This window comes from Micromonospora sp. NPDC049171, from assembly GCF_040648275.1.
Lineage (GTDB): Bacteria > Actinomycetota > Actinomycetes > Mycobacteriales > Micromonosporaceae > Micromonospora.
This window is the reverse complement of sequence record NZ_JBEZDJ010000010.1, coordinates 97951-118433: the sequence shown is the minus strand read 5'-3', so window position 1 is coordinate 118433 and position 20483 is coordinate 97951. Positions and strand designations below refer to the sequence as shown.

Below are 20483 nucleotides of genomic sequence, written 5' to 3'. Positions count from 1 at the left end.
ACCGCTCGCTGCCCCGGGGGTCGGCGTTCGCCCTGGGCCGCTGGCACGTCCCCGGGGGCCGGGCCCCGGTCACCGGCCTCCGGCGACGGTTGGCGCGCCGTGGCCGGGCCGTCGCCGGCGGCCCCGGATTCCGGCGTCGCCCCTCGCTCAGGACTCTTCATGCTCGTGACTCTCCCGCTCCGTGAAGCTTCCGCGCCCGTCCTGGCCGGAATCACCCTCGCCACCGTCGACACGCGGTGGCACCGTGCACCATCCGGACGCCAGTGCGGCCGGCGGCGCGTCCTGCACCAGCCCGGCCCGCGCGCCGACCGGGCAGCCGAGGTAGTTGGCGAGCAGTCGCAGCAGGGGCTCCGTGAGCTGACCAGCCTCCACCCAGACGACGTCCCGCCCGCCGACCCAGCCCGGCCGCCGGTCGGCGACGACCGTGGCGAAGTCCCAGGCGGTGACCGGCTGGCCCGCCAGCAGGAACGGCCGCCGCCAGTCCGGGCCGCGCGCCGCCACCACGGTACGGAGACCGGCCTCGTGGGTTCGTTGCCGGATGTCCGTACCCTCGGGAATCCGGGCCAACGCCAGCAGTGGCTCGTCGTCGTCCGTGCCGTCCTGGACCCGCGGCGGCGTGGACCGGGCCGGTGCCAGCAACACGGTCAGGTCCTCCTCCCGAAAGGGAAAGGACGAGGCGAGACGCAACGCCGGGCGCGGCGTACGGTCCACCCGACGGGGCAGGCTGGCCCACCAGCCGTCCGTCCGCCGACCGATCGTCACGACCTGCATCTGGTCAGCCACCTGCTGCTCGATCTCCGGGGCGACGGGCGCGGAGGAGACCAGCAGGACCGGACGCGGATCGAACTCCCGGTACGCGGCGATGATCTCGCCCAGTTGCCCGGGTTCGACCTCGCCCGCATCGGTGTGCACCGTGCCGGTGCGGGCGTCGGCGGTGAGCAGGACCGCGAAGAGCCGGCTGTCGCGGCGCCACCAGCGCGGTGGTGTCGAGCGCTGTGCCGCGAGCACCACGTCGGGCCGGTCGACGGGGTCGGGCGCCAGCAGGTGGCTCAGCTCCTCCGGGACGAAACGCGTCCGGGCCCGCACGCCTGCCGGCAGGCGGTTCAACAACAGGTGCAGGATCGGCAACACGTCGTCGGGCAGGGGCAGACCCGGCAGGCCGACGGCGATGGTGAACCACTGTGGATGCCAAGGGCGACGGCGGACGTCGCCGGTGTGCTGGCCGGCGAAGGGGGGTCGCACCCACATCCCGAACTGGGTGGGCTCGACCACCCAGCGCTCGTCGAGCCGGAACGTGCCGGGGCCGGCCGGTCGCAGGTCGGCGAGGAAGTCGACAGGTCCGATCGGCATCGCCGGGACGCCCGGAGCGCACCGCAACCGTGCCACCGGGGGTGTCCACCAGGTGTCGCCGTCGGGATCGATCGCGACCGACACCAGCCGGTGCTCGTCATCCAGGATCGGCAGGCCGGCCGCGACCTCGACCGGACGCTCCCAGCGGTCGGCGATCGTGGCGGCCACGCGCACCGCCTCGTCCGCGGCCTCGCCGTAGGGGGCGATGACCATCGAGGGATCCAGCGCGTCGAGGATCGACAGCGTCGCCTCGACGCCGGGCGCGGCCGCCCCGGGACGCCCGAGCACCACCGTCACCTGGTCGGCGTCCATCGGCACCGCGTACGCCAGGTCGTCCGGACTCGGGGCCGGCAGGTCCGGGGCGTCCGCGTGCAGCCACAGGCCGGCCGGTACGCAGTGGGCTCTGAGGCCCGCGCCGACGTGCCGGACCAGGGTGTCGACCTCGGCCTCCCAGTGTGGCGGCGGATACCGGTGGCCACCGTCGGAGACGCTGCCGTCGGCCCGGAACCAGCGCCAACCGTCGACGGCGAACAGGCCACCTCCGGGTACGAGCAGGAGCTGACCGCTCGGCGCGTACACGTCGGCCTGGAGCTGTCGGGCCAGGGCCGCGGCCGGGGGCGGACCGGTTGTCGGGGTCGTGCCGGTGCCGCTGACCGCGAGGCGGGCAGCCGCCCCGGGCGGAACCGCGATCGGCAGAACCTCGGTGATCAGGGCCCAGTCGTCCGGGTCGACGATCTGACCGACCACCGTGACGACTCCGGGCTCCGACGGCAACAGGCGCGCCATCGCGACGATGGTGCCGCCCGGGTCGGGCCCGACGACCGCGAGATTGTCCGCGACCCACCGCAACGCGGTCGCGGAGCCGCGCCGTGGACCGCTGCCCAGCGGCGCCGAGGCCGCGGACATCATGGACGGCACCCGGGGCCACTCCGGAGCAACAGATGGGACCGCTCCCACGCGAGACCCACCAATCCTGTCTCATCTCGTTCCACCCGCACCCCACCCCGAGATCCACCACATAGTTGACTCGGGACAACCACATTGTCAATCGGTGGAGATGCCGTCCGCAGCACGCCCCCGGGGAATGCTAGAGCCCCGGTGTTTCCGGCATGCTGCGTCCGGCGGGCGGATCTTCACATCCCCGCAACACCCGCCCCGATGACGGCGGTCGGGAGATCCTCGGCGGTGAGCAGCGCCAACTCGGCGGTCGTCACGTCCGACGCGGTCGCCAACCGGGACGCCTGCAGGTCCGCCATCCGCTCGAAGACCTTACGGGCCTCCCGGCCGTTGCCGAAGGTGCCGTCCTTGGGGATCCGGTCGAAGTGGGTCAGCAGCGCCGACGCCGCGGCGGGGTCCAGCTGGTAGTCGTGCCGGACACACTGGTTCTCCACGATGGTGACCAGTTCCGCCGGCGTGTAGTTGGCGAACTCGATGGTCCGGCTGAAGCGTGACTCCAGGCCCGGGTTCGCCTGGAGGAAGCGTTCCATGTCCGCGGAGTAGCCGGCGGCGACGACCACGACCTCGTCCCGGTGGTCCTCCATCAGCTTCACCAGGGTGTCGATGGCCTCCCGACCAAAGTCCGGCCCGGTGCCGCCACGGCTGTTGCTGAGGGTGTACGCCTCGTCGATGAAGAAGACACCCCCGAGGGCCGAGTTGAACGCCTCGGTCGTCTTGATGGCGGTGCCGCCGATGATCTGCGCGACGAGGTCGGCGCGGGCGACCTCGACGAGGTGCCCCTTGCGCAGCACCCCCAGCTCGGCGAGGATCCGCCCGTACAGCCGGGCGATGGTGGTCTTACCGGTGCCGGGCGCACCGGCGAAGACCAGGTGCCGCGCCATGGGCGGGGCGGACAGGCCGGCCTCCAGGCGGCGCTTGGACATCTTGTTGAGGTTGATCAGTGACGTCACCTCCTGTTTCACCCCGTGCAGTCCGACGAGGGACTGCAACTCACGCAGTGGGTCGGAGCCGCGGGCGACGATGTGCCGCTCCCCCTCGGGCGTCGTCTCGGCGGCGGGGGCGCTCTCGGCGGTGGCAACGGCGGCCGTGCCGTACGCGTCGGGGAGCCTGTTGCGAGAGCTGACGAGTTCCTCGACCGTCAGTTGGCTGTCCGGCACGGTCTGCCGTACCCCGGAGCCCTGGTTGTCCCGCACCACGCAGCCGATCAGCCGCACCGAACCGCCGGTCCGCACCGCGATGCCGTCGCCACCGCTCGCGGTGAACTCCGAGTCGGTCACCGTCCCCCGCGACTCGTCGCCGAAGACGCATCCGCCCCCCTCGGCGGCGTGGACCCTGCACCCGGTCAGTGAGACGTCCCCACCGGCGCCCACCGACACACCGTCGGCACCCGCGTCGGCGATGTCGCAGTCACTGAACGAGGCTGTCGCATCGGCGACGACCACACCCGCGCCGGCACTGCCCCGCATACTCAGACCGCTCAGCGACGGCTGGGCGCGGCCGCTGACCGAGATGCCGACGCCACCGCAGCGTTCGATGGTGAGATTCTCGAACCGACCACGGGCACCACCGACGACCTCGACGGCCGCTCCGTCACAGCCGTGCACCTGCATCCGTTGGAAGAGCGGGTCCGCGCCGCCGTCGAGGTGCACCCCGACCTCGGTGCAGTCGCTGACCACCAGGTCGGTGAGTTCGGGTGTGCCACGGTCGCCGACGCTCACGCCGACGCCGACGATCTTCGTGGCGACGCACGCCTCCAGCCGGCCGCCCGCACGACCGGTGAACCGGAAGCCAGCGCGCCGGGCGCCACTGACCCGACAACGGCGCAGGACCGGTGTGCACCGCTCGTCGGTGAAGACCCCGTCTGCCGCGCAGCCGTCCACGGTGCAGTCCTCCAGCAGGCACGCCCCGGCGGTGGCCAGGTAGATGCCGACACCGTTGGTGTCACGGATACTCAGCCGACGCACGGTGGCCGCGGACTGCTGCTCGGCGGCGAGCGCGGGCTTGCTCGTACCGATGATCTCGGTGTCCTCGATGGAGATCCGGCCCTGCCCGTTGAGGCAGATGCCGTTGCCGCCGGCGTCCCGCACGGTGCAGGCACGGACCCGCAGCTCGCCGCGCTCGGCGACGACGACGCCCGAGGTGCCGAGCCGCTCGATGCGGCAGTCGTCGAGCACGCTGCCGATGGAGGAGGTCACCACGACCCCGGCGCCGACCTCGTTGCGCACCAGGCTGTCGCGCATGGTGAGCGAGCCGCTGTCCCGGACGAAGACGGCGGCCCACGACGACGCGACAAGCTCACACTCGGTGACGCTCAGTTGGCCCATCACCAGGGCCAGTGCCGGGCTGTCGGCATCGGTCGCGATGATCGACAGCCCGGACAGCGCGGCCGACTCCGCCGCGAGGACGACCGGGACGCCGGACGGCGCGGTCAGTCTCACGGTGCCCGGCCCGTCCTCGGCGGTGATGGTGACGATCTTCGTCAGCACCAGGTTCTCGGTGTAGCTGCCGGGCTGCACGCTGATCACCGACCCGTCCGACGCCGCAGCCAGCGCGTCCGTGAGTGTCCGGTACCCGGAGGCCGCCGACTGGGTGACGGTGATTCGCCGCTGGTTCACGCTCGTCCTACCTCCACAGACACCGAGACTCCCCGATGCGGCTGGTTACGCGGACCTACGAAAGGTTGGCGCTGTTGTCTTTGTCCTGGTCCACGAGAGCGTCGACCGCGCCATGCCCCTCACGGGCCAGCTCCCTGACCCCGTCACGCACCGTCGCAACGTAACCCAGCGTCTGTTCGGCGTTGGGCTCCCGCTGCTGCGCGAATTTGCGACCGTATTCGTCAGTGCCCCACGGCTCGTCGAGGCTCGCCCGGATGTTCCTGACCCGCGTCAGGGCGTCTTCGATGTCGTCGGCGACGCTGCCGACCACCTTGAAGAGATGGTGGGCCCCCTCCGGGTCGATCCTCGTCTCGTCAGCCATCGGCCCGGCCCGCCTCGTTCTTCGCGGCCCGGACGATCGACGGCAGGTCGATCGCGGAGGTCATCAGTGATCCGACGACCACGTCGAGATTCACCTTCCCGCCGGCCAGGTCGCTGAAGGAGACGCCGGGCACCACGTCCCGGCCGGCCATCTCGTCGATCTTCCCGAACGCCTCGGCGCGGCCCCGGCGCAGCGTCTCGAGCAGCAGGCTGCTCAGCTCGTTGGGTGCCATGCCGCGGTACTTGGTGTTGTTGAACGTCAGCTTCACCAGCTCGCCCCGGCCGTCGAACACGGCGCTGAGCATCTTGTTGGGCGACTCGACGGTGGTGCTCGCCGCGCGCATCTTGGCCTGGAACTCATCCAGTTTGCGCCGCTCCTCGGCGAGCACGGCGAAGACCGCGTTCAGTCCTGGGCCGCCTGGCCCGTGGTCGGTCTGGTCAGCCATTCCGGTCACCCTTCCTCCCGTCCCCGAGCTCCTTGCGAAGCCCTTCCCGAATGTGCTCGTCGACCCGTTCGCTGCGCCCGAGCACGTTCCACCCGGCATCGGCGTCCTTCCACACCGTCGGGTCGCCCTGGGCGAGGGTGCTGCTGCGACGCTGCCCACCGGCCTCGCTCTGCATGCCACCCATGCCACCCATACCGCCCATGCCACCCATGCCGGCCCCCATGCCGCCCATCGGCATGAGCGGCATCATCGGGAGGCCGCCGCCGCCCGCCCCGCCGCCGCCTCCGGACGGCGGAGCGGCAGCGTCGCCGGGTTGACCCGCCCGGACCGTCGGGGCCGCCGGGCGGAAGAGGTCGGCGGCAGCGGAGTCCGCCGCGAGCACGACCCCCGGCGGCTCGTCCCGCGCCGCCGCGAAGAGGGCGTGGCGGATCCCCGGCTCGTCGACGGCCTCGGCCGTCGGCGGGTGCTGGCCGCCGAGTCCGAGGCCGACATCGCGGTACGTCTCGGAGAGGCCCTGGAGTACGACCCGCGCCCGGCGGTCCCACTCGTCGTCGGAAGGACCGCCGTCCGCGGCTCGCTGCACCTGCAGGTCCCGCACCCGCGCCTGCCCGACACCGAGCGCGTTCGCCGTGACCCGCAACTGCTGTCCGCACTCGGCGTCGTCCAGGCTGTGCACCAACTGCCGGGTACGACGTGACGGTTCGCCAAGTCGGACAACTGTGGCCTGGGTGCTCCGCCACGCGTCGTCCAGCTCACCCAGCGCACGGTCGAACGACTCGGCGATCGCCCGCAGGCCACTCCGGGCCTCGTCGAAGAGCCGGGCGGACGTCTCCATGTCCGCCCGGGACGCCGCGTCGAGAGCGTGGGCGATGTCCTGCAGTGTCTGTGGCTGCCCGGTCGGGCCTCGTCTCGCGCTGCCCACGGGTCAGTTCCTCCCCACGGCCTTGCTGGAGACCGCTTCGCCGTCGTCGCCCCACATGCCGTCCTCGCCGACGAGCCAGGTGTTGCGTTCGCGGTCCCGATCGCCCTGGTTGCCCATGCCGCCACCCATCGGCGGGGACATCGGCATTCCGGACCCGACGCCCTGACCGGCCTGAGCGCCGGCCGACAACGCGGACGACGGAGAGTTGCCGGGATCTCCCGAGACCACCGGCGCCAGCTCAAGTGGGGCAGGCAGGTTCTCCCCGCCCCGGTCGCCGCCACCGCCGGAACCACCGCCATCGCCACCACCGCCGAAACCGCCACCCGAACCACCACCGGGACCGCCACCCGAGCCGCCACCCGAACCACCACCGGGACCGCCACCCGAGCCGCCGCCCGAGCCGCCGTCCGCGCCGGCGGTGGACTTGCCGTTGAGGTAGTCCGAGATGGACGAGTGACCGCCGGGCTCGTCGATCAGGTCGTCGATGGCCTCGTCGGCGGCCTCCTTGGCGTCGGTGAGCGCCTCCACCCGTGCCTCGCGCTCGGCCGGAGTGTCGCCCTCACCCTTGCCGGCCCGTTCGTCCTCGATCATGTCGTCGAGTGCGTCGGTGACGGACTCCTTCGCCTCGACGAGGGCACTGTCGCGGGCCTTCTCGGCGGCCCCGTCGCCCTTGCCGTCGCCCTCCTTGCCGCCCTTGTCGGACTGGCCGTCGCCCTTGTCGGGCTGACCGTCGCCCTTGCCCGTCAGATCCTCGATCGCGTCGTCGGCTGCTTTGCGGGCGTCCGCGAGGGCGTCCTCGCGGGCCTCCTTGGCCTCGGTGTCCGCGCCACCGCCCGTCGTGCTCTCGCCGTCGAGATCGTCAATGGCGCCGTCCACGGCCTTCTGCGCCTCGTCGAACGCCCGCTCGCGCGCCTCCTTCGGGGTGGTGTCGCCCGCGTCCTCGTCCTTCAGGTCCTCGATCGCCTCGTCCGCCGCCTCCCGGGCGTCCTCCAGCGCGTCCTTGCGGGCGGCGTCGACCTCAGGATCACCTGTCGGCTTCTCGATCAGATCCTCGATCGCCTCGTCGGCGGCCTCCTGCGCCTGCTCCAGCGCGTTGTCGCGGGCCTGCTCGGCGACCGGATCGGCGGTCGAACCGCCCTGCAGATCCTCGATCGCCTCGTCGGCCGCCTTCCGGGCATCCTCCAGCGCGTCCTTGCGCGCCTCCTCGGCGACCGGGTCGGCCGACGACGTCGGTGGTGTCCCGTCCTTCGAATCGCCGCCGCCAGCGAGGCCGTCGATCGCGTCGTCGGCCGCCTCCCGGGCATCCTCGAGGGCGTCCCGGCGCGCCTGCTCGGCGGCCTCACCCGGGGTACCCGAGCCGCCCCCCGCCTTGCCGGATTCGGAACCGGGACTCTTACTCCCGGGTTCACCGGACGTCACCGGGACACCGCCGCCAGCCCCGCCCAACAGGCCGTCGATCGCGTCGTCGGCCGCCTTCTTCGCATCCTTCAACGCGTCCTTGCGCGCACCCGCGCCAGGCGCAGCACCCGAGCCGGGGCCGCCGCTCGTGGGGGGCGCACCGGCACCCGCCGCGCCGAGTCCCTGGATCGCGTCGGACGCCGCCTTCTTGGCGTCCTCGAGCGCGCGGTCACGTGCGGGGTCACCGTTCTTGAGGTCATCGATGGCATCGGTCGCCGCGCCCTTCGCGTCACTGAGCGCCTTGTCCCGCGCGGCGTCACCACCGGAGGTCCCACCGCCGATCGGCGCACCACCGCCGGAACCGGAGGGCGCACCACCGCCGGAGCCGGAGGGCGCACCACCGCTGGAGGTCAGTGGAGCCAGCTCCGCCGGGGTCGTGATGCCGTTGGTCGGCGGCGCCCCACTGCCGGACCCGTTGGACAGGCCCTCGATCGCGTCGGTCGCGGCCTTCTTCGCCTCGTCGAGTACGGCGTCATGCGTGGGGTCACCGTTCTTCAGATCGTCGATGGCCTCGGACACCGCGCCCTCGGCCTCGTCGAGGGCCTTCGAACGGCCATCGCCCCCGCTGTTCCCGCCACTACCGCTGCCACTGCCACTGTTCCCGCCGCTACCGCTACCGCTACCGCCGCTACCGCTACCGCTACCGCTACCGCTCCCGCTCCCGCTCCCGCTACCGCTCCCGCTGCCGCCGCTCTCGTTCTTCTCGTCCTCCTTCTTGTCCTCCTTCTTGTCGTCCTTCTTGTCGTCCTTCTTGTCGTCACCGCTGCTGGTGTCGATCGGCTTGAGCACCGCGATGTCCAACTTGGGCAGCCGGCCACCGAGGTCCTGGTACGTCGTGGACAACTCCATCAGCCGTGCCCGCAGGTTGGACATGATCCAGCGCTCGCCGGCCTGGTAGGCCTGGCCCAGCCCCCGCTCCAGGTCCGCCTGCTTGGAGCTCTGGTCGTCGACTCCGGTGTAGATCCTGTCGATCTCGGAGGTGACCCAGTCCCGCAGTCGGTCGGTCAGCCGGTGGCCGGTGTCGATGATGTCCCAGAAATCCCGGCGGAAGCTCACGATGGCGTCGCCGACGTCGCCGATCTTGGTGCCGTAGGCGTTGCTGTCGAGGACGTTGTAGACGCCCTTCCTGCTCTTTCCGACCACCTCCGCGACATGGGTGTCGAAGGCGGCGGCGGCATCTCCGGCGAAGGCTGGTTTCGCCCCACCGGTCAGCTCTTTGGCCAGCTTGTCGAAATCTTCCAGGACGAGGTCGAGTTCGACCTCCGCCTTGTTGAACGCCTCCTCGGCCTCGGCCCAGCCGCCCTCGGCGTTGAGGCCGGGCTCGGTGATGTCCGCGACGAACGGGCCGATCTCCGTCCACACCGCGTAGTTGCGGAACGTCTCTCCCGTGGGTGGGCTCTTCTCGTCGAAGGACCCGACTTCACCCGTTGGCACGATTCCCCCACCGCTCGGACTCGTCACGATCTGCCGGAATGCGCCGAGGAGCCCGTGGGCCCCCCGGCGTCACCTCGAAACGCTCAGCGGTTGCCGAACCGGTTGCCGGAGCGGATGTCCTGCTCCTTCATGTCGTCGGCACGAATTCCCAGTTCCTTGGCCAACTCCGCGACGATGGTGTTCATGTCGGCGAAGTTGTCCTCGATCTGCTTCGAAAGCTGGTTGTAGTTCGCGGCCGCCGGCCCCGTCCAGGTGTCGAGCGCGTGGCCGGTCTCCTGGGACAACTTCTCGATGTAACCCTCGACGTCGCGGTTGACCCGCTGCATCTGCGAGATGCCCTCGAAGATCTGGTCGTACTGATAGCCGATGAGGCCGTTGCCGGACATGGCCGGTCCCCTTTCCGATCGCTTGTGCTGGCTCAGATGTCCTTGAGAATGCCCACACCGATGGCACCGACCTGGCCGGCGTTCGCCAGATCCTGCTCGTCGAAGTCCTGCACCGTGCCGTCCACGTTGCCGGCCATCTCGTTGAGGTCCGCGACGATGCGGGTCACCTCCTCCATCCAGTCGTCGCGCGCCTCCAGCAACGCCTTGATCATGGCGCCGTCGCAGTAGTCGTCCATCAGGTCGACAGCCGCACTGAACCTGTTCTTCGCGGCGTCGACGTCGCCGGCCGTCTGTCGGTGGTCCCCCGCGACCCGATTGGCGGTAATCGGATCGAGGGTGGTATTACCGTTCGCCATGGCTTCCTCTCCCTGCTCTGGACTGTGGTGATCCGGTATTTCTCGCCTGGTGGGGCTCATGCAACCAGCGGGTCTGGCGACAACACCGCCGCAGCGGGCCCACCGGTCCCTTCGCGGGGAAAACCCCCGTCAACCACCCCAGGTTTCGCTCACCAGCGCCGCGGCCGGATCCAGCGCCGGACCGGTCGGCAACAGTTCCAGCAACTCGGAAGGGACGTCGACAGGCGTCGTGCCGGCGTAGCCGAGCGCCTCCGCACCCCTGGGCGGCAACGGGAACTTCACGCCGTACTCGGAGACGAGATAGAGCGCCCCACCACCGCCCGGCGCGTACGGGTTGCGGGCGAGCACCCCCGTGCCGGCGGCGATCAAAATCCGGTCCACGATGCCGCCCGCCGCGACAGCGGTCCGCGGCACCGGCAGGGCGGACCGCGCCGCCGACGTCGAGATCCTGGTCAGGGTGACAGTCACCGCGTCCCGCGCCGGCCGGAAGCCCACGCACGGCAGCACTGACGCACCGCTCACCGGTTTCGGCGGCTCGGGCGGATAGCCGTCCACGAACTCGGTGCTACTGGCGACCGTGGCGCCGGCCAGTTCGTCCGGCCGCGCGGGAATCGGCGCTACCCCACCTCCGGGGTACGCCGCCTGAATCGCCGGATCAGCCAGGACCAGGGCTGCGGCGGTGCGGCTCAGCCGCACGAATCCGTCCGACCGGGACAGGAACAGCTCGGGGGCGTCGCCGACCGGCTTGCGTACCTCGTACACCTGGCCGAGCAGGCTGACTCGCCCGCCGATCGCCGGTCCCGGCCGCCCGCGGTCGCCCACCGCGGGGAAGGCGAGGTCCCGACCGGCCGGGATGGGGTTGAGCCACGCCGGTGTCACGAACACCGGTTCGACGGCCGCGTAGCCCAGCGCCACCGCGGCCTGGTCAGCCAGGTGGTGGCGGCGTCCCTGCCAGACCAGGTATCGCTGGCGGTCGGTCGTCTGGACCAGGAACCCCTCACGGTCGGTCAGTGCGACAGGCCTGGCGAGGTCACCCAGGAGCAGCGTGGTGGCGGCCGTACCCGAGGGCTCGGGTGGTTGGGCGCACACCGTCCACGCACCCGAGTAGAGCCGGCCCGCCACCGGCACCGTGTCGGGTGCGCCCGGTATGCCGATCGGGGCTCCCACCGGTACGCCCCGCAGGGAGTTGCGGGAGACCTGGACGAGACGTGCCGGGCTGCCGCTGCCCAGCACCAGGCGGGCGGTGGCGTAGTTCAGCACCGGTCGGAGCTGTCCCTCGATCAGCAGGTACCGCGCGCCGGTCTCCTTCACCGCGATGACGACACCCACCTGCCGCCAGGAGGAGTCTCCGCCGGGTCGGAAGATGCCGTAGATGCCGAAGCCACCGGCGACGACGATGGCCAGCAGGATCCCGATGACCAGACCGAGGAGCGGACGCTGGTTCGGCGGCTCGTGCGGGTCGGGACGACCCTGCATCACCGCCGAGTTGAGGCGGCTGACCGTGTAGAAGTAGGCGTGAACCTGATCCTTGCGGGACTCCATCAGCTGGCCCAGGCCCGGACCATCTGGTAGATCCCGAGCACCGCGCCGAGCACCGGGATCAGGGCCACCGCGAGAAGGATCTCCAGCACGTCCACGGTCCGCCCCCAGTACGGCCGCAGCCGACGGCCGGGCAGCGTGGACGCCGCGGTCAGGAACGCGCCGGCGACCGCCACCACGGTCGGCACCAGGACGGCGGCCCGCGCCACGGTCCCCTGGTCCGCGGCGTACCGGAGCAGGGTGAAGAGGACAAGCGCCACGGCCGGGGTCATCGTCGCCCAGCGTGCCACCAGGCCGCTCAGGTGCCGGGCTCGCATGCTCAGCAGGGTGGCCGCCAACAACGCCAGGATCATCTCCCAGCGCCCGCCGGCCACCAGCAGCGCCGCGGCCATCAGGACCTGCGCGGCGCCCACCCCGATCGTGAGCGCGGCCAGGTACGCGAGACCCGCGCTCCCCCGTTCCACGACGATCCGGTGCGGCTCGGGGTCGATGTCCTCGGACAGTTGCTCAGGCTTGCCGGGCAGCAGCGGCAACGTCAGCCCGCCGAGCCGGAACGCGGCCGGCGGCAGCATCAACGCCGCCACCATCGAGAAGACCAGCCCACACGCGGCGGCCTCCGGTGGGGTCACCGGACCCGCCGCGGTGAGCAGCGCCGGAACCGCGACGCTCACCGCGAGGGCGAGCGCACCGGCGAAGAGCAGGCCGGCGTCGGCCACCGCGGAGAGCCCGGCGGCGAGCGTCACCACCGCGGCCAGCGCCGCCAGGCAGATCCGCACCGAGAGTGCCGAGTGCGGGGCGATCGCGACAGCCCCGAGCCAACCGGCTGTCGCCGAGTATCCCGCCGCCGCCATGGCCAGCAGCGTCCCCGTCTGCGGGTCCGGGACCGCCCGGCTGACCAGACCGGCGGCGGCGAGGAGCACGACGGTCAGCGCCGCGGCGACGGTGGCACGCACCACCGCGGGCCCACCGAGCCAGAGCACCACCAGGCCCACCGCCAACAGCACCGCGCCGTCGGTGAGCAGCATCGCGCGGGTCCGGGCCACCGTCCAGCGCCACGGGCTGGTACGCGCCTGCTCCCCCACGCCGTCGACCAGGTCGTCGAAGTCGATCGGCGGCAACTGCTCGGCCCGGGGCAGCAGGTGCAGCGTCTCGCCGTCGAGCAGGTTCAGCTCGACGGCCGAGTGCTCCTCGTCCAGCGGCGGCTGGCCGACGCGCTGCACCACCCACCCGTCATGCTCGGCGCCGTGGTCGGCGGCCTCCGGGCTGAGTTGCAGCAGCACCGACGGCAGCAGATCGACGAGCGGCGCGTCCCCGGGCAGGGCCACGTCCACGGCACGCGAGCCGAGCACGAACCGGAGACGTACGGGTGCCGAGAGGCGCTGCGTGCTCAACCGTTCCATCTTGGGGGGGTCAGTGCTTGTACGGACGGTAGTAGCGGCCGTCGTAGGTGTAGGGCTCCAGGTTCAGCCACCAGATCTTCTGGCCGTCCGGACCGGTCTGCTGCTTGCCGTCGATCTCGTAGTACCGGTACGTCTCGCCCCGGAAATCGTCGTCGTTGCCCGGGTTGTGGACGACCTTCTCCCCCGACGGCTCGTGATGCGGATCGAAGTGCTCACCGGTGGGGAGCGGCTTCTCGTCCGGCTTCTTCTCGTCCGGCTTCTTCTCCTCCGGTTTCTCCTCGGTACTCTCCTCGCTGAGTCGCGAGTCGGGGTAGCCGTCGATGTCCTTGAGCAGCGGGCTCTCGCGGAGGTCGAGGTTCGTGTCGTCCTTGGGCCCGATGCCCTTGATGTCGAGGAATTCGTCCATGCCCTCGATGTCGCCGGGCTTGAAGGGTTTGATCAGGTCCTTCCCCGGGTCGATCGTCGACTTGTCCACCTCGGAGCCGTAGTCGCCGGTCTTGTAGCTGGACTGCTCCTGCACCTTGGTCGGCTCGAACTCGGCGTCACCCATGCCGCCGACCACCTTCTTGGCGTCCTTGTTGAACGTGGACACCGCGTCGGCGTTGCTCCCGTCGATCCGCTCGTAGTCGTCGGCGATCTGGTACAGGCCGGTGTTGATCTCGTCGAATGCCCGTTGCAGGTATTTCACGTGTTCGACGATTCCGTCCCGGCGGTCGACGAAGAGATCCTCCAGCCAGGTCGCCGCGTCGAACTTGCCGGCGTTCGGCTCCATCTTCGCCAGGTTGTTGAAGACCGACTGGTGGTCTTCCAGAAGGGCGCCGATCTTCTTGCCGATCTCCCGCAACTGATCCGGGGTAACGCGTGTCTCCGCCACAATCGCCCCCTCCTGCTATGGTCACTGCTGTTCGTTTCTCCGGCGCCGGGTCTGCCTCCACAAGCGAGACCGCGGCCTCCGACATCGCCTTCGGTTCGAGCGCCGAATCCCCAGGACGATAAGCCCGCTGCCGCGCGCCCGACGGGTGCTCGGCAGGCGACCGGGCCGATCGGAGGGAAACCCCTCACCGAAGGAGACGAACGTGGGCACGGTGCCGTACGTCCGCAGGGCTCGCCGCGCCGGCCCGGTCGCGCCGGCCGAGGAGATCGCGCTCCAGGAGCCACCGGTCATCCCCGAGCCGGCCGAGCGGGGGCTGAGCGCCGTGCTGATGCTGGCGCCGATGGCCATCGCCTCGCTCGCGATGGTGCTCATGTTCCTGCGACCCAACGCGGGCGCACTGGCCTATGTGGGCGTCTGCCTGATGGTGCTCTCGGCGATCGCGATGTTGATCGTGCCGCTGATCCGCAACGCCGGGCAGCACAAGCACCGGCTCAACGGTGAGCGCCGCGACTACCTGCGCTACCTCGGCCAGGTTCGGCGCAAGGTGCGCGCCGCGCTGACCGAGGAGCGGCGCGCCGCCCGCTGGCTGCACCCGGACCCGGGCGCGCTGTGGTCGATGGCGCTCAGTCAGCGGCTGTGGGAGCGGCGTACGGCGCACAACGACTTCGGCGAGGTACGCGTGGGGCTCGGCACCCGCCGCTCCACCGTGCGGTTGGCCGCACCGAACAGCAAGCCGCTGGAGGATCTGGAGCCGTTGGCCGCGCACGCCCTGCGTCGTTTCCTGCGGGCCTACTCCACCCTGCAGGACGCGCCGATCGGCATCTACCTGCGCGGCTTCGCGCGGATCGGGTTCGGCGGCGACGTGTCGGTGGCCCGGTCCACGGTGCGCGCGATCCTGGCCCAGCTCACCGTCGCCCACTCCCCGCAGGATCTGTTGGTGGTGATCGCCGCCGCCCGGGGCCCGGAATGGGACTGGGCCAAGTGGCTGCCGCACGTGCAGGACGACACCGTTCCCGACGTCACCGGCACCCGGCGGAGGTTCGCCACCGACGGGACCGAGATCGAGGAGGCTCTCGCCACGCTGAACGTGCAGGACCGCCCCGGCTACGAGCCGGACTCCCCGGTCACGGCCATCGAGCCGTTCGTGGTGCTCGTCCTCGACGGACCACGCCTGCCGACCGGCCACCGCCTCGGCGTGGAGGGCTATCGCAACGTGCTCACGTTGGACGTGGGCGCGACGCTGGGCTGGGAGGCGCACCCGCACACCCTGCTGGTGCGGGCCACCGAGCAGCAGTTGGACATCGTCTCCTTCGACCACCTCGGCAAGTCCAGCAGCAGCCGACTGTGCCGCCCGGACCGGTTGGGCGTGGTGGCGGCAGCGGCGCTGGCCCGGTCGATGGCCCGCTACCGGGTGGGCGCGGGCACCGACACCGAGGAGCCGCTGGCCACCGACTACGACCTGGCCGGCCTGCTCCAGCTCGGTGATCTGACCGCCCTGGACCTGACCGCCTACCGCGCCGGGCGGACGGCGGCGCAACGGCTGCGGGTGCCGATCGGCATGTCGGCCACCGGCACCCCGATCGAGCTGGACATCAAGGAGGCGGCCGAGGGCGGAATGGGCCCACACGGGATGCTGATCGGCGCCACCGGGTCGGGCAAGAGCGAGTTGCTCCGTACGCTGGTGCTGGCGCTTGCCGCCCGGCACACCTCCGAGGAGCTGAACCTCGTCCTCGTCGACTTCAAGGGCGGAGCGGCGTTCCTCGGCTTCGAGCGACTGCCGCACACCTCGGCCGTGATCACCAACCTGTCCGAGGAGTTGGAGCTCGTCGACCGCATGCAGGACGCGCTGACCGGTGAGTTGAACCGTCGCCAGGAGCACCTGCGGGCGAGCGGATACCCGTCCCGGCGCGACTACGAGAAGGCGCGGACCGAGGGCGTCGTGCTGGAGCCGATGCCGGCGCTCGTCATCGTCGTCGACGAGTTCAGCGAGATGCTCAGCAGCAAACCCGAGTTCATCGACGTCTTCGCGATGATCGGCCGGCTGGGCCGCAGCCTCGGCGTGCATCTGCTGCTGGCCAGTCAGCGCCTCGACGAGGGGCGCATCCACCAGATCGAGACCCACCTGTCGTACCGGATCGGTCTGCGGACCTTCTCCTCGATGGAGAGCCGCAGCGTGCTGGGTGTGCCGGACGCGTACGAGCTGCCCAACGTGCCGGGCAACGGTTACCTGCGACCGGACACCCAGACTCTGATCCGGTTCAAGGGCGCCTACTGCTCCGGGCCGTGGCGACCGCCGCACCAGCGCCGCCTCCAGGCGGTTCAGGGTGGTCTCGTTCCGTTCGGCACCGAGCACCTGCGCCCCGAGGTGCCGGTGACGCCGGAGCCGGACGAGGCGCAGGAGAACGAGGAGAAGCCGCCGGTCATGGCCGACGTGCTGCTGTCCGTGCTGCACGGGCACGGCCCGGCCGCGCACCAGGTGTGGCTGCCGCCGTTGACGGAGACCACGACGCTGGAGAAGCTGCTGCCTCCGCTGATCGACCACCCCACCCTCGGCCTGGCCCCGGTGGGCGGCTACGGCACCGGCCAGCTCGTCGCGCCGATCGGCCTCGTCGACCTGCCCGCGCAGCAACGGCGGGAGCTGCTGCTGGCCTCCCTGGCGGGCAGCAAGGGCAACGTCGGTGTGGTGGGCGGCCCACAGAGCGGCAAGAGCACCCTGCTGCGGACGCTGATCAGCGCGTTGGCGCTGACCCACACCGCCGCCGAGGTGCAGTTCTACTGTCTCGACTTCGGCGGCGGCGCGCTGGGGGCACTGTCGCGGCTGCCGCACGTGGGCAGCGTCGCGGGCCGGCTCGACCGCGACCGGGTGACCCGTACCGTGTTGGACCTGACGAACCTGATGGCCCGCCGGGAACAGATCTTCGCCCAGCACGGCATCGACTCGATGACCAGCTACCGGCGGGCCCGGCAGGCCGGCGGATACCAGGCCGAGGACCCGTACGGAGACGTGTTCCTGGTGATCGACGGGTGGTACACGGCGCGACAGGACTTCCAGGAGCTGGACGACCGCTTCGGTGAGATCGCCGCGCGAGGGCTGAGCTTCGGCGTTCACCTGCTCGTCTCCGCCGGTCGGTGGTCGGAGATCCGACCCTGGCTGCGCGACGTGTTGGGCACCCGGTTCGAGCTGAAGCTCGGCGATCCGGTGGAGTCCGAGGTCAACAGCCGGGTGGCGGCGACCGTGCCGGCCATCCCGGGCCGGGGCATCACCCCGGACCGGCGGCACTTCCTGACGGCCCTGCCCCGCATCGACGGGATCCCGGAGACCGAGGACCTGGCCGAGGCGACGGCCGAGCTGGTCGAGGCCCTGGACGTGCCCAGCGCACCGCGCGCGCCGCGGGTGCGACTGCTGCCGGAGGTGCTGCCGGTCGCGGATCTGCCGGTCGCGACCGCGCCCACCCGCGAGGCCGAGATCCGCGTTCCGCTCGGGCTCGACGACGTACGCCTGGCTCCGCTGTGGCACGACTTCGACGCCAACCCACACCTGCTGATCTTCGGGGACACCGAGACCGGGAAGACGAACCTGCTGCGGCACATCGCCCGCAGCGTCGCGGCGCACCACCCGCCCGCCGAGGCACGGGTGGTCTTCGGCGACTTCCGCCGCGAGCTGCACGACGCGATCCCGCAGGCGAACCAGATCGGGTACTCGATGTCGGCGGAGCGGCTCACCGCGACCATCGCCGAGGCGGGCCAGGTGCTGACCGGCCGGCTGCCCGGCCCGGACATCCCACCGAGCCGGCTGCCCCGACGAGACTGGTGGACCGGTGGCCGGCTGTTCATCATCGTCGACGACTTCGAGCTGATCGAGGGCGGCCGGGACTCGCCGCTGCAACCCCTGCTGCCGCTGTTGCCGCACGGCGCGGAGATCGGGCTGCACCTGATCATCGCGCGGAGCACCGTGGGCGCCTCCCGGGCGATGATGAGCCCGGTGCTGCGTCGGGCCTGGGAGTTGGGCTCTCCCGCGATCCTGTTCTCCTGCCCCCGGGAGGAGGGCACCTTCCTCGGCAACATCCGGCCGCGGACGCTGCCCACCGCCCGCGGCCAGTACATCGACCGCCGACGCTCGGTCCGCCTGGTGCAGACCCCCGTGGTGCCGGCGCCGGCGCAGCCGGCGCAGTGACGCCGTACGCCGGACCAGCCGGCGCAGTGACGAGCCGGCGCCGGAGCAGCCGGCGCAGTGACGCCGTACCGGGGCCTCAGGTCGTCGGGGTTCGGCGGACCTCGACGACGCGGCCGGGCCGCCAGCGGCGTCGGTGCCCGGCGGGCATCAGCACGTTGAGCAGGACGACGAGCCCGGTCAGCACGACGGCGAGCCCCGCGCCGAGAGTGACCAGGTAGCGCCCGATCGGGTCGGGGGGCGGCAGGTCGGGGTGGCGGGCGGGCGGCATGGGCAGGCCGGGCCGGGCGGCGTCCTCCTCCGGCAGCACGGTCGCCACGGCGGCGGCCGGGTTGACCACGCCCCAGCCATAGCCCGGGTGCGGCAACGCCACCGCCGGGTGGTCGGCCGTGACGAGCAGCCGGTGCCGCACCTCGGCCGCCGTCAGAGCCGGCCGGTACGCCCGGACCAGCGCGGCGACGCCAACCACGAACGGTACGGCGTAGCTGGTGCCGCTGCCCTGCCAGTGGCCCGGCCCGCCGGGGCCGATGCTCACCACGTCCACACCGGGCGCGGTCAGCCCCAGGTGCCGGCCAGTCTGCGAGAACCCGGCGAGGGTGCCGTTGGCGTCGATCGCGCCGACGGCCAGCACGGTGGGCAGCGCCGCCGGGTACGCCACCTGCTGGCCGTGCTGGGCGCCGTTGGCGGCGGCGGCGACCACCACCACGTCCCTGGCCTCGGCGTACGCGATGGCCTCGACCAGGCTGGGCTCCGGGGCCTGCGTGCTGGCGGAGATGTTGATGACGTCCGCGTCGGCGTCCACCGCCGTGCGGATGCCCTCGGCGAGCAGCGCCGCCGTTCCGTCGTCCGTGCCGGTGGCCACCCGGATCGGCAGGATCCGCGCCTCGGGTGCGACGCCCACGAAGCCGGTGCCCGCCGCCGGCGCCGCACCGATGATGCCGGCGATGAACGTGCCGTGCCCGAAACAGTCGTCGTCGGCGCGCGGCCGGCCGGCGGCGGTGAGGTCGACGCCGGCGAGCACCCGGCCGCTGAGTTGCGGGCTGTTCGTGGCCACGCCCGTGTCCACGATCGCCACGGTGACGCCCTGACCGCGCGACAGCGGCCAGGCCCGCTCCACGCCCAGCCGTTCCTGCGCCCAGGGCACACCGCTCTCGACGGTCTCCGGCGGACGCAGGCAACCGCCGGTGCGCGCCGGTGGGGTGGGCGCGGCCACGACCACCGGCCAGCCGGTGACGATGGTGAACGCCACGACCACCGCGCCGGCCAGGCCACCCGCCACGGCTAGCGCGGCGTCGCCGACCGCGACGCCTGGTCCACGACGGCGACGACCGCCAGGGACCCGTCGGCCGCGGTGACGCTGAACCGGTCGAGTCGGTCTAAGGGCACGGGGCAGCCGCGGGCAACCTCCTGCCGGAAGTCCGTACCGGTCACCACCGCCAGCTCCCAGCTCTGCCCGTCGACGTCGGTGACGAACAGCCGGTAGGCCGCACCGACCCGCAGCCCGGCCAGGGTGGCCCGCAGGTTCACCGCGCCGTCCTGCTGCGAGACGACCACCGACAGGGTGGCACCGCTGGGCGCGTCGGTGGCGTTGGTGACGAGCGTGAGGACGGTGTTCCCGCCGTTCGGGACCGCCAGGTCCGGGGTGGTCGTGGGGGTACGCAACGACTGGCCGACAAGCAGACCCGCGAAGACCAGCGCCACCACGGCGAGGCCGGCACCCGCGAGCTTCATCCGGCGCCGACGCCGCTGGCGGCCGGGCCGGGTGGTCGCCGTGGACGTCGCCCGCCCCGGGCCGGTGCTTGCCCGGTTCGCCGCAGGAGCACCGGTCGGCCCCACCGCACGGGCCGTGTCCGCCGGGGCGGGCAGCACGGCGGGAGGCACCGGCGGTGGACCGGGCTCCGGTTCCCGCTCGTCGACCGGCTCCGGACCGGCCACCACCGGGATCGGCGGTACGCCGAACTCGGCCACCAACTCACGGCGGTCGAGATCGGAGAGCAGGGCGAGCATCGCCACCGCCTCGCCCAGCGCGTCGGCCTCGGCGGAGCACGGGGCACAGGTGGCAAGGTGGCTCTCGACCGCGTCGCGCTGGTCCTCGGCCAACCCGCCGGCCAGGTACACGCCGAGCGCGCTGCGGAGCTGGGGCTCATCGCACACGTCGTCAGCCATGTCGCACCAAGTCCTCAATCCCTCGCCCGCGCGGCTGGTCGCCCGCGGT

The 20483-nt window shown here is 71.9% G+C and carries 14 protein-coding genes; 1 reads left to right on the top strand and 13 read right to left on the bottom strand.

Annotated features, from left to right (window positions below; genetic code table 11):
- Positions 1 to 147 precede the first annotated feature (147 nt).
- The 11 genes from AB0B14_RS14965 to AB0B14_RS14915 all read right to left on the bottom strand — a co-directional run bounded on the left by AB0B14_RS14965 (position 148) and on the right by AB0B14_RS14915 (position 14097).
- Positions 148 to 2259, bottom strand: coding sequence for a hypothetical protein (locus tag AB0B14_RS14965; protein WP_357073471.1), 2112 nt, complete (start codon positions 2257 to 2259; stop codon positions 148 to 150).
- 224 nt (positions 2260 to 2483) lie between these two features.
- Positions 2484 to 4922, bottom strand: coding sequence for a right-handed parallel beta-helix repeat-containing protein (locus AB0B14_RS14960; RefSeq protein WP_357522744.1), 2439 nt, complete (start codon positions 4920 to 4922; stop codon positions 2484 to 2486).
- A 55-nt stretch (positions 4923 to 4977) separates the two neighbouring features.
- A complete protein-coding gene (locus AB0B14_RS14955) occupies positions 4978 to 5283 on the bottom strand; it encodes a hypothetical protein (RefSeq protein ID WP_357522743.1) in 306 nt (101 codons plus the stop codon).
- Positions 5276 to 5728, bottom strand: coding sequence for a YbaB/EbfC family nucleoid-associated protein (locus AB0B14_RS14950; protein WP_357522742.1), 453 nt, complete (start codon positions 5726 to 5728; stop codon positions 5276 to 5278). The genes AB0B14_RS14955 and AB0B14_RS14950 overlap by 8 nt, the downstream gene beginning before the upstream one ends.
- Positions 5721 to 6650 carry a hypothetical protein gene (locus tag AB0B14_RS14945; RefSeq protein ID WP_357522741.1) on the bottom strand — a complete coding sequence of 310 codons (930 nt, stop codon included), beginning with the start codon at positions 6648 to 6650 and terminating at the stop codon, positions 5721 to 5723. The genes AB0B14_RS14950 and AB0B14_RS14945 overlap by 8 nt, the downstream gene beginning before the upstream one ends.
- Before the next feature lie 3 nt (positions 6651 to 6653).
- On the bottom strand, positions 6654 to 9542 hold the full coding sequence (locus AB0B14_RS14940) for a hypothetical protein (protein ID WP_357522740.1): 2889 nt from the start codon (positions 9540 to 9542) through the stop codon (positions 6654 to 6656).
- A gap of 83 nt (positions 9543 to 9625) precedes the next feature.
- Entirely contained in the window at positions 9626 to 9928 is a 303-nt protein-coding gene (locus AB0B14_RS14935) for a WXG100 family type VII secretion target (protein WP_357073452.1), read from the bottom strand.
- Between the two features lie 32 nt (positions 9929 to 9960).
- On the bottom strand, positions 9961 to 10284 hold the full coding sequence (locus AB0B14_RS14930; protein WP_357522739.1) for a hypothetical protein: 324 nt from the start codon (positions 10282 to 10284) through the stop codon (positions 9961 to 9963).
- 129 nt (positions 10285 to 10413) lie between these two features.
- Positions 10414 to 11826: a type VII secretion protein EccB gene (gene eccB / locus AB0B14_RS14925; protein WP_357073446.1), complete on the bottom strand. Its 1413-nt coding sequence runs from the start codon at positions 11824 to 11826 to the stop codon at positions 10414 to 10416.
- Positions 11826 to 13214, bottom strand: coding sequence for a type VII secretion integral membrane protein EccD (eccD, locus tag AB0B14_RS14920; RefSeq protein ID WP_357522738.1), 1389 nt, complete (start codon positions 13212 to 13214; stop codon positions 11826 to 11828). The genes eccB and eccD overlap by 1 nt, the downstream gene beginning before the upstream one ends.
- Before the next feature lie 19 nt (positions 13215 to 13233).
- Positions 13234 to 14097 carry a hypothetical protein gene (locus AB0B14_RS14915; RefSeq protein WP_357522737.1) on the bottom strand — a complete coding sequence of 288 codons (864 nt, stop codon included), beginning with the start codon at positions 14095 to 14097 and terminating at the stop codon, positions 13234 to 13236.
- Positions 14098 to 14299: 202 nt separating this feature from the next.
- On the opposite strand from AB0B14_RS14915, the gene eccCa reads away from it, so the two are divergent.
- Positions 14300 to 18271: a type VII secretion protein EccCa gene (gene eccCa, locus AB0B14_RS14910; RefSeq protein ID WP_357522736.1), complete on the top strand. Its 3972-nt coding sequence runs from the start codon at positions 14300 to 14302 to the stop codon at positions 18269 to 18271.
- Positions 18272 to 18347: 76 nt separating this feature from the next.
- On the opposite strand, the gene mycP is transcribed toward eccCa, so the two are convergent.
- Positions 18348 to 19547: a type VII secretion-associated serine protease mycosin gene (gene mycP, locus AB0B14_RS14905; RefSeq protein ID WP_357522735.1), complete on the bottom strand. Its 1200-nt coding sequence runs from the start codon at positions 19545 to 19547 to the stop codon at positions 18348 to 18350.
- A 2-nt stretch (positions 19548 to 19549) separates the two neighbouring features.
- Positions 19550 to 20434 (bottom strand): zf-HC2 domain-containing protein, encoded by an 885-nt coding sequence (locus AB0B14_RS14900; RefSeq protein ID WP_357522734.1) that lies wholly within the window; start codon positions 20432 to 20434, stop codon positions 19550 to 19552.
- Positions 20435 to 20483 lie beyond the last annotated feature (49 nt).

What these genes read in the sequence shown, in the direction of transcription:
- AB0B14_RS14955 (WP_357522743.1), bottom strand. Translation starts at nt 5,283, where the DNA reads ATGGCTGACGAGACGAGGATCGACCCGGAGGGGGCCCACCATCTCTTC.
- AB0B14_RS14930 (WP_357522739.1), bottom strand. Translation starts at nt 10,284, where the DNA reads ATGGCGAACGGTAATACCACCCTCGATCCGATTACCGCCAATCGGGTC.
- AB0B14_RS14900 (WP_357522734.1), bottom strand. Translation starts at nt 20,434, where the DNA reads ATGGCTGACGACGTGTGCGATGAGCCCCAGCTCCGCAGCGCGCTCGGC.
- AB0B14_RS14965 (WP_357073471.1), bottom strand. Translation starts at nt 2,259, where the DNA reads ATGATGTCCGCGGCCTCGGCGCCGCTGGGCAGCGGTCCACGGCGCGGC.
- eccB (WP_357073446.1), bottom strand. Translation starts at nt 11,826, where the DNA reads ATGGAGTCCCGCAAGGATCAGGTTCACGCCTACTTCTACACGGTCAGC.
- AB0B14_RS14950 (WP_357522742.1), bottom strand. Translation starts at nt 5,728, where the DNA reads ATGGCTGACCAGACCGACCACGGGCCAGGCGGCCCAGGACTGAACGCG.
- AB0B14_RS14935 (WP_357073452.1), bottom strand. Translation starts at nt 9,928, where the DNA reads ATGTCCGGCAACGGCCTCATCGGCTATCAGTACGACCAGATCTTCGAG.